Source organism: Shewanella saliphila, assembly GCF_014648295.1.
Taxonomy (GTDB): Bacteria; Pseudomonadota; Gammaproteobacteria; order Enterobacterales; family Shewanellaceae; genus Shewanella; species Shewanella saliphila.
Map to the genome: position 1 here is coordinate 23158 of NZ_BMQV01000048.1, position 9216 is coordinate 32373.

A 9216-nucleotide genomic window follows, 5' to 3' on the forward strand; every position below is an offset into this window, starting at 1 on the left:
TTATTAAGTTGAACAGCAAAGCGGTAATACTCGCTTTAAGGATCAAAGCACTTTCCATAGCACTCATTATTTGACTAATGTAAAATTTTTGTTTCATTTTAGTCAAGGTAATTATTGGTTTATACAATGGTCCAGGAGCTTAGTCAATTTAGCGCGCAGCATTCACTAATCGTAACGCTTTTAATCAAGGCGATAATCAAAAAACTTACGCTTGTCAGGGCCAGAGGCATTGGCACTGATTTTATTGGGGTGTTTATACTCATCCCAACTGGCCACATTACGGCCCATGTTTAACTGTGGGAAGTTTAATTTGGGGAAGCTTGGCTGCGAGTGTAATTGCGACAAACTCTGTTGTGAGTGAATGCCTTGTGCATCGCTTAAACCTATAAACGCCATTAGCGCCGTTAAACTGCCATCAACACTAATGTCGAGAGCAATAAAGTCATCACGCCCCGCAAAGTAGTTAAACACTTGCTGCTGGTGGCGCTGATAACAAGCCGTTAAGTGGGCTTCATCTGCTACATCTTCAACCTGCCATATATCAAAGCAATGATTAAAACTGCGTTTCATCACCGGATGAAAGCGGCCATTGTCTTTATCTAAATGCACCATCATTCGGCCAAGTAACATTCGCATCGACGGCAGCCACTTATCTAACGGTCTGTCTAAATAGACAAACTTAGCATTGGGAAATAACACATCTAACTGCCGATAATCACTAAAACACGGCGCGTCAGACACCGCATCGGCCAGCATAAACGCCTGCTTGGTAAACGCCTGGTGAGCAACCGTTAATCCCTGTTCAAGTAATGCCACACTCACACTAGTGGTGCCCGTACAAGGCTTAGGAGGAGTTATTTATGTACATATATGCTATGAGTATTGATTTTAAGGGCTTCTACAATACATATGGTCCAATAACAACATGTATTATATTGGAGCGTTTATTAATAACATGAATTTTAATGTGTAATCAGTAGTCCTTCACTGCTAAAAGATTGCTTCGTGTTTAAGTTAACTTACGTGAATAAAGTAATAATAAAAATTTGTTCCAGTCACTGTAATATTCTTCAATAATGAGCTAGCTAATGATGATCGTTAGCTGCAATCCGGTATGATGTGATTAAGTTGGCTTACTCAAGCTCGATATACCAGAAATCTCTATAAGAGAAACTGTTGCACTTACTTCAGCTCAGATTAATGGACAGTATTTATTTTGATAAAGTAACAAAATCAAGTTTTTGAAACGGAATGATGATACGTTAAGAGCTTGTATGCGAGTATTTAACTTTAATTTTAACTTTAAAATTTTATAGGCTCTCGTACATTCTTAAATAACAGGTTTAATATTCAGCGGATAAAACACCGCCATCAGCCTTGATAAGAGTTAAATATGCATTGATTTTTTTATGAGTAATGTTAAAGTGAGAATGTATTTAAATTGGGGTTAGTATGATTAAATTAGTATCGACATTTTTAATTTTTGCATGGGTTGTGTTTCAACCTATGGCAAATATTGTCGATGCTCACCCGCTAAAAGCTTATGCTGAGATTTTATCAAGTACACCAATCGATCATAATGCATCAGTTATCAAAACACCTCCAGTTCATGATTTATCTACTACTGATATTCCTTCTTCAAATGAAATGTTTCACTGCCACCACCACAGTAGTCATTGCCATATCTATTTGTTAAGTGTCTATGAGGCTGAAACTGATATCCTCACGAAATACGCTCCATACGACTCTTATCTATTTTCTGTTCCCGAAACTCCTTTTTCAACTTCAATCCGTCCTCCGATCGCCTAATTTTTATTTTAAGTCAATTTTTGCAAGCGATAGAGTTTGCGCATTTTTATATCTTAAATAATTAGGTATTACAATATGTTAATGTTAATTCGTCCTCCAAAACTAGTTTTGGAGCTCTTGAGTCGTATTTATAATATACGGATCATTTCGTGTGTTTTCCTTGTGGCATTCTCCTTTACAATCAGCGCAGCAAGAGCATCATCTGCAGATCAAGCTATATCGCTGTCAACAGCAATGCAGCGTTCACTATCACAAAATCCTTCACTTAAATTTTTTCCATATCGAATTGATGCTCTGAAAGGGCAAATGGAAACGGCTAAATTATCACCAGCTTATGAATTAGGCTTTGATACTGACAATATTGGTGGAACTGGAAATTACAACGGGATAAGTGGGGCTGAGTTCACTATAGCTTTATCCTCAGTTTTTGAAATGGATAACAAGCGTTTAGCTAGAATTGGGACTGTATCTTCTGAATTGTCATTATTAGAAGCAAGCAGGCAGGTTGAGTCACTGGCTTTACTTGGTGATGTTACTCGTCGTTATGTTGATGTACTTGCTGCACAAGAACAAGTTGTTCTTGCACAGGAGGCTACTCAACTAAGCATTGATACTTTGGATATTGTAAAAAAACGCGCTGCTGCAGGTGCTACACCCGATGCAGAAGTTAAACGGGCATTAGCAGCCTTAGAGCAAGCCAGGCTATCATTATTTGCCGAACAGCAACGCTTATCTTACTTAAAAGTTTCGTTATCGAGTTTGTGGGGATCATCCTCACCTGACTTTGAGAATGTTGAAGGGAATTTATTTCAGTTTGGTGAAGATATCTCATTTGAACAATTGTTTGAAAGAGTCAAACTTAACCCTGCAATAGAGATTTTTGCATCAGAAGCTCGTTTAAAAAATGCTGAAATACGTGTTGCTAAAACACAGTCAAAATCTGACATTAGTTGGTCTGTGGGGGTTCGTCGAACTCAAGATACAAACGATACAGCACTCGTAGCTGGCTTCAGTATGCCTTTATTTTCTGGCTCTAGGAATCAAGGTGCTATTTCAACAGCCATTGCAGAAAAAAATCAAGTATTTGTAAAACGTGATGTCATGTTATTGGATATGCATAATCAGTTATTTCGAGCTTTTTACAATAGAAAACAAGCTATTTTAGTCGTTAATTCATTGCGTTCCACCATCATCCCTTCTTTAGAGCAAGCACTGATTGAAACTCAAGATGCATATCAGCGCGGAAGGTACGGTTATCTGGATTATGTGAGCTCTCGTCAGGAGTTGTTAAGTGCAAGACGTACATTAATTGAAGCTGCAGCATCAGCATTAACTTATGGTGCAGAAATTGAACAATTGACATCAGAGCCTTTAGCTAGCTCGCAATATAACGAGAACATCAAATTATCAGGAATATCTCAATGAAATTAATTTCTAGTTTTACAAAAGTTCTATTTTTAACCAGCTTCTTATTTTTTACAGGGTCTATTTTTGCAGAGTCTGGTCATGGAGATGAATCAGAACATGAAGAGGAAGGGCATATAGAATTATCTAACGAGCAAATACAGCATGCCGGAATAGTGGTTAGCACCGTTGGTGCCAATGTTATTCGTGATGTGTTACCTGTTTATGGCTTGGTTGCTACTAATGCTGAAAGTTTGCAAGTGGTTAATGCCAGATTTGATGGTGTGGTACGTGATGTAAAGAAGAGCATCGGTGATCCGGTCCGTAAAGGTGAAACATTGTTAATTGTTGAAGCAAATGAAAGCTTGAAAAACTATCCAATAACTTCTGAAATTAATGGATATATCACACAGCGAAATATAAATGTTGGAGAGAAAACAAATGAAACTCCTTTACTGGTGATTCAAGATTTTTCTACTGTTTGGGTAGAATTAAGCATATTTCCGAAGGATCTTCCTTTGGTCAAATTAAATCAGACGGTTAACATACAAGGTACTGATTTAAAGAATATTTCAGAAGGTAAAATTATTTATATTTCACCATTTGGACAAGTGCAAAGTCAAGCCACTAAAGCTCGTGTTCTAATTGAAAACAGCAACAACATTTGGAAGCCGGGCTTATTTGTTAATGCCAACATTACACTTGATGAAATAAATGCGCCAGTTTCTATACGTAATGAAGCAATACAAGTTATTGAAAATAAAAATGTAGTTTTTGTCAAAGGTGAATCTGGGTTTGAACCACGCGAAGTGAGCCTTGGTCGAACAGATGGTCAATATAGTGAAGTTCTAACGGGTTTGTCGGTTGGTGAAATGTATGTGAGTAACAATAGCTTTGTTTTGAAGTCTGAGTTGGGGAAAGAGGATGCTGAACATGGGCATTAAATTTTTTATGCGTCTTCGTTTACCTTTATACCTTATTTATGTTTTTAAATTTAGACATAATCGGTTGTGTGCTTCAAATAGGAGTTTTAAATGATTGATAAACTCATTCAATTTTCCATAACCCGCCGGTGGTTGGTTATGTTTTTTGTTTTGCTAACGGGTGCACTAGGCGTTTGGAATTATCAACATCTTCCTATTGATGCTGTACCTGATATTACCAATGTTCAAGTTCAAATTAACACAGAAGCACCTGGGTATTCACCACTAGAAGTTGAGCAGCGAGTCACCTATTTGGTTGAAATGTCAATTGCAGGATTACCTTATGTTGAGAGTACTAGATCGCTATCTCGTTATGCACTCTCACAAGTGACTGTTGTGTTTGAGAAAGGAACTGATATTTATTTTGCTCGAAATCTTATTAACGAACGTTTGCAACAAGCTAAAAGTGAGATGCCGTCAGGTATTGAGCCCGTAATGGGACCTGTTGCAACTGGATTAGGTGAAATCTTTCACTATTCAGTTCATGCAGCGCCAGGGGCTTTGCAAGCAGATGGAAAACCTTACGACGCAACAGCTTTGCGTACATTGCAAGATTGGGTTATTCGTCCTCAATTGCGTTTGGTTGAGGGGGTTACTGAAGTAAATACAATCGGAGGGTATGAAAAGGAGTTTCATATTACACCAGAACCTTCAAAGCTATTGGCTTACCAAATAAGTTTTGATGATTTAGTCGCTGCGTTGCAGAAAAATAATTCGAATGTAGGTGCTGGGTATATAGAGAAAAATGGTGAACAATATTTGATCCGTGCTCCAGGTCAGGTTACTGATATTTCATCGATTAAGCAGATCATTGTTGCTCGTAGGGATGGAATTCCTATTACCGTAGGTGATGTTGCAGAGATTGGGTTTGGTAAACAGCTTAGGACTGGCGCTGCAACTCGCGATGGCGATGAAACTGTGTTGGGCACAGCTGTTATGTTGCTTGGCGGAAATAGCAGAACTGTTTCTCAGGCAGTATCAGCAAAATTGCTTGAGATTAATAAAACTCTTCCAGAAGGTGTGATTGCTGAACCTGTTTACGATCGTACTGTATTGGTAGATAAGACGATTGCAACAGTTCAGACCAATTTAGCTGAAGGTGCTGTGTTGGTCATTGTCGTTCTTCTAGTTATGCTGGGTAATGTTAGGGCTGCTTTATTAACTGCCATGGTGATCCCTTTATCAATGTTGATGTTGATGACTGGCATGGTAGAAACCAAAGTAAGCGCAAATCTCATGAGTCTAGGTGCACTTGATTTTGGGTTAATTGTTGACGGTGCTGTAATCATAGTTGAGAACTGTATTTTAAGGCTGGCAGGAAGACAGCATCACCTGGGGCGAATATTGACATTGGATGAACGTTTTCAGACCGTCTTTACGGCTACCCGTGAAGTGTTTACTCCAAGTCTGATAAGTGTTTTAGTTGTTATTATGGTCAATTTGCCAATTTTGGCGCTGACAGGTGTCGAAGGTAAAATGTTTACTCCAATGGCAATGGCCGTAATCATGGCTCTATTGTCTGCACTTGTATTGTCTCTCACTTTTGTTCCTGCGGCAGTCGCTTTGTTTATGACAGGCCATATAGAAGAAAAAGACAATTTTATCGTCAGTCAATCTAAACGATTATATCTGCCAATTTTATCGATTGTGTTGAGATTCCGAGTACTTGTAATTTCAATAGCATTGATATTTGTGATTTTAGTCGGATTTGTTGGAACAAAAATGGGAACCGAGTTTGTTCCTAATCTTGATGAGGGCGATATTGCGATCCAAGCACTTCGAATTCCAGGGACAAGTTTAACTCAATCATTGGATATGCAATTTCAGTTGGAGAAGGCAATTCTAGAGATTCCGGAGGTTAAAACATATTTCTCTAGAGTTGGTACTGCAGAGGTTGCGAGTGATCCTATGGGGCCAAATATATCTGATGGTTATGTGATGCTTAAGGATCATAGCGAGTGGCCAAATCCTGAAAAGACTAAGGCTCAACTTTTAGAAGAAATAAGTGAAAAACTAGCCTTATTACCAGGTAATGCTTTCGAAATAAGCCAACCTATCCAACTTCGGTTTAACGAATTGATTTCAGGTGTCAGATCTGACCTAGGTATAAAAATTTTTGGAGATGATTTATCTAAATTACTGAGTTCAGGTGCTGAAATAGCAAAGGTGTTAAGTAGCATTGAAGGGGCTGAAGGCGTAAAAGTAGAACAAGTTTCTGGATTACCCATCTTGTCAATTGATGCTGACAGAGCAGCTATGTACCGTTTGGGCTTAAACGTCTCGGATGTCCAAGATGTAGTTGCTGCTGCAACGGGAGGTGAGAGTGCAGGCTTGATTTTTGATGGTGATCAACGTTTATCAATCGTTGTAAGGGTTGACGAGAGGGTTCGAGTAAATTTAGAAGCGTTAGATCGTTTACCTATTCCGTTACCTGAAGGTGGTTATGTACCATTAAGAGAAGTAGCTAAACTTACTTTAGCACCTGGCCCTAACCAGATTTCACGTGAAAATGGAAAGCGTAGATTGGTCGTTAGCGCGAACGTTCGTGGTAGAGATCTAGGTGGATTTGTTGCAGAAGTACAAAGTAAGGTTGCTGAGCAAGTAAAATTATCTCCAGGGTATTGGTTAGAATATGGTGGTACTTTTGAGCAATTACAATCTGCCTCTGATCGTTTAACTATACTTGTACCTATAACATTGATAATGATATTTGCTCTTCTAATGATGACATTTGGTTCCGCAAAAGACGCAGCTTTAGTCTTTAGTGGGGTACCACTAGCCCTTACTGGAGGTGTCATAGCTTTATGGTTGCGTGATATCCCTCTATCTATTACAGCTGGTGTAGGCTTTATTACTTTGTGCGGAGTTTCTGTTTTGACGGGGGTTATGATGGTATCTGCATTTAGAGATGAGCTGGATCGTGGAAGTTCTGTCGAGCAAGCTATTCAAACTGGTGCAATGTTGCGATTAAGACCAATTATGATGGTTGCACTTGTTGCAGCATTAGGATTTTTACCAATGGCGCTTAATACTAGTACTGGTGCAGAAGTCCAGAGACCACTAGCAACAGTCGTTATTGGTGGGATCATTTCATCAACGTTCCTTACTTTATTAGTATTACCTGGCTTGTACAGACTTACTTGGCGAAAGACGAAAATCAGCCAAAATAGTAATTAAATTTTAAGTATGGAGAAGGGATTGCGGTGTTCGAGTTGTCCGTAATCCCTTTAAGTATAATTTCAAATTGACAGGTAAAAATATGAAAAAAATTAATGCATTAATTCACCATGTAAGGTCTGCAGATGTTATACAAGCATTACAAGATGCTGGCTTCGGAAATATATCAATATTTGATGTCAAAGGAACATTGAAAGCTCTTCAGGAAAGTGAGTTAGTATATTCTTCTGAAGCAGGTGTAACTATTTCCGAAGCTCAGCTGTCTCTAATATGTGAAGATGAACAAGTAGATGAAGTTATATCAATTATTAGAAAAATAGGTAAAATTGGAACGGAAATTTCTGGGTGGGTTTACGTTAGTCCAATTGAAAAAATTCTTCCAATTGGTGGCTTTTAGATGCTAAGTTTAAAATAATAAGGCATATTTATGAGGTATTTATTTTCTTTTATAGTTATCGTTATTTCTTTTAATTGTAATTATTCTTTTGCACATCCAGATAGAATGAAAAGTATGATCCATAAAAGACACTCTCATTTGAATGAAGAAAAGATAACAAACATTGTCATTAAAAAAATACATAAAATGATACTCGAAGATTTTGGTTATGATGCTGGTAAGCTAAAGTTTTCATGGGGAACCATTAAGAATGAAGATGTGAATATTATAAGTGTTAATGATGGAGTTTATGTTGTGAGTGCTACGAATTCTCACGATAATAAGACATTGTATTTTAGAGTAGATAAATATGGCGATGTTATAGCTGTAACTGAGCATAACCTTTTTTAATAAGGGCTATTTGCATTCTAGGATTGGATTCAACCCTAGAATGCAATTGTTACATAGCTCAAACTAACCATCGTTTGATTGGAATAGCTGTGAATTAGCACTAATAAATAACCTGTATATGTAGTGGCACAGTTACAAAATTAACTATGCTATGTGGTTTTTTAGATGTTTACCTCACATTACGCCATTAGAACGAATTTTTTTCACATTTATATTTATTAAATGACGTAGCGCATAACGAAAAAGAACCTTTTTAATCCCTGTAAGGTTACTACCGTGTTTTGAGTAAAAATCATCTGGCTGCTCATATATACCAAAGTCATCTGCAATGCCGTCACTTTGTATATAAGTATCTTTGCCTATCCAGTCCACATCGGGTCTTGCAAGACATTTAGTTGCAATACCAAAGCCTGAAAAGCACTTGCTTGGCTCAACAAAACGACTCTGAATTTGTTTAAGATAAGGCTTATCGATGATGTAACCTTCCAAGTTAATCCAACGTTCATTGTAAAAAACCTCAACCCAACTATGAAGAATACGTTTTGGTGCAAAGAAGAATATATAGTTCGGGATTGCACCACGTTGTAATTGGTTGTAAATAGTAAAACCATGCAAGCGTGCAGAAATACCAACAGCGCGTAACAACGCAATCAACAAAGTACCTTTAGTATTACACTGTCCATAACCATCACTAAATACTTGGCTTGCAGGTATTCGGTCATCTGCGTTATAGCCAAAACAAATTTCATCTCGTACATAGTTATAAATTTCGCCAATGGCATCATATTGCGATAAATCTCGCCACTGTCGTTGTTCAATCAAACTTTGAATTTGCGGATGGTTAAAATCCAACATTGGGGTATGTTTTAATAAATTTTTTGATAATTTAGTCACATTTACTCCCCTCTACACTGAATGCAGCCAAAGAAACAGGGGCTGATCATACTCGATCGCTTTTCATACATCCTTTTTAAAAACAAAGAGATAAAAAATAGCTTGATTGATCTCGCCAGTGTGATCAAATAGCGCTCTTTTTCTTTGTCTTTATACTTAATA

8 protein-coding genes are annotated in these 9216 nt (G+C 37.7%); 6 read left to right on the top strand and 2 right to left on the bottom strand.

Features of this window, described 5'->3' with window-relative positions; translation table 11 throughout:
* Positions 1-180: 180 nt before the first annotated feature.
* Entirely contained in the window at positions 181-858 is a 678-nt protein-coding gene (locus IEY48_RS17450; protein WP_188922639.1) for a sulfotransferase, read from the bottom strand.
* A gap of 594 nt (positions 859-1452) precedes the next feature.
* Between IEY48_RS17450 and IEY48_RS17455 the strand changes: the two genes are divergently transcribed.
* The 6 genes from IEY48_RS17455 to IEY48_RS17480 all read left to right on the top strand — a co-directional run bounded on the left by IEY48_RS17455 (position 1453) and on the right by IEY48_RS17480 (position 8160).
* On the top strand, positions 1453-1809 hold the full coding sequence (locus tag IEY48_RS17455; protein WP_160056941.1) for a hypothetical protein: 357 nt from the start codon (positions 1453-1455) through the stop codon (positions 1807-1809).
* A gap of 75 nt (positions 1810-1884) precedes the next feature.
* Positions 1885-3234 (top strand): TolC family protein, encoded by a 1350-nt coding sequence (locus tag IEY48_RS17460; RefSeq protein ID WP_160056943.1) that lies wholly within the window; start codon positions 1885-1887, stop codon positions 3232-3234.
* Entirely contained in the window at positions 3231-4157 is a 927-nt protein-coding gene (locus tag IEY48_RS17465; RefSeq protein ID WP_160056945.1) for an efflux RND transporter periplasmic adaptor subunit, read from the top strand. The genes IEY48_RS17460 and IEY48_RS17465 overlap by 4 nt, the downstream gene beginning before the upstream one ends.
* 90 nt (positions 4158-4247) lie before the next feature.
* Positions 4248-7373: an efflux RND transporter permease subunit gene (locus IEY48_RS17470; RefSeq protein ID WP_150139015.1), complete on the top strand. Its 3126-nt coding sequence runs from the start codon at positions 4248-4250 to the stop codon at positions 7371-7373.
* Positions 7374-7455: 82 nt separating this feature from the next.
* Positions 7456-7770 (top strand): P-II family nitrogen regulator, encoded by a 315-nt coding sequence (locus IEY48_RS17475; protein ID WP_160056947.1) that lies wholly within the window; start codon positions 7456-7458, stop codon positions 7768-7770.
* Positions 7771-7800: 30 nt separating this feature from the next.
* On the top strand, positions 7801-8160 hold the full coding sequence (locus IEY48_RS17480; protein ID WP_160056949.1) for a DUF6488 family protein: 360 nt from the start codon (positions 7801-7803) through the stop codon (positions 8158-8160).
* 174 nt (positions 8161-8334) lie between these two features.
* Here the strand turns inward: IEY48_RS17480 and IEY48_RS17485 are convergent, their stop codons facing one another.
* Positions 8335-9015: a transglutaminase-like domain-containing protein gene (locus tag IEY48_RS17485; protein WP_206194594.1), complete on the bottom strand. Its 681-nt coding sequence runs from the start codon at positions 9013-9015 to the stop codon at positions 8335-8337.
* Between the last annotated feature and the right edge of the window lie 201 nt (positions 9016-9216).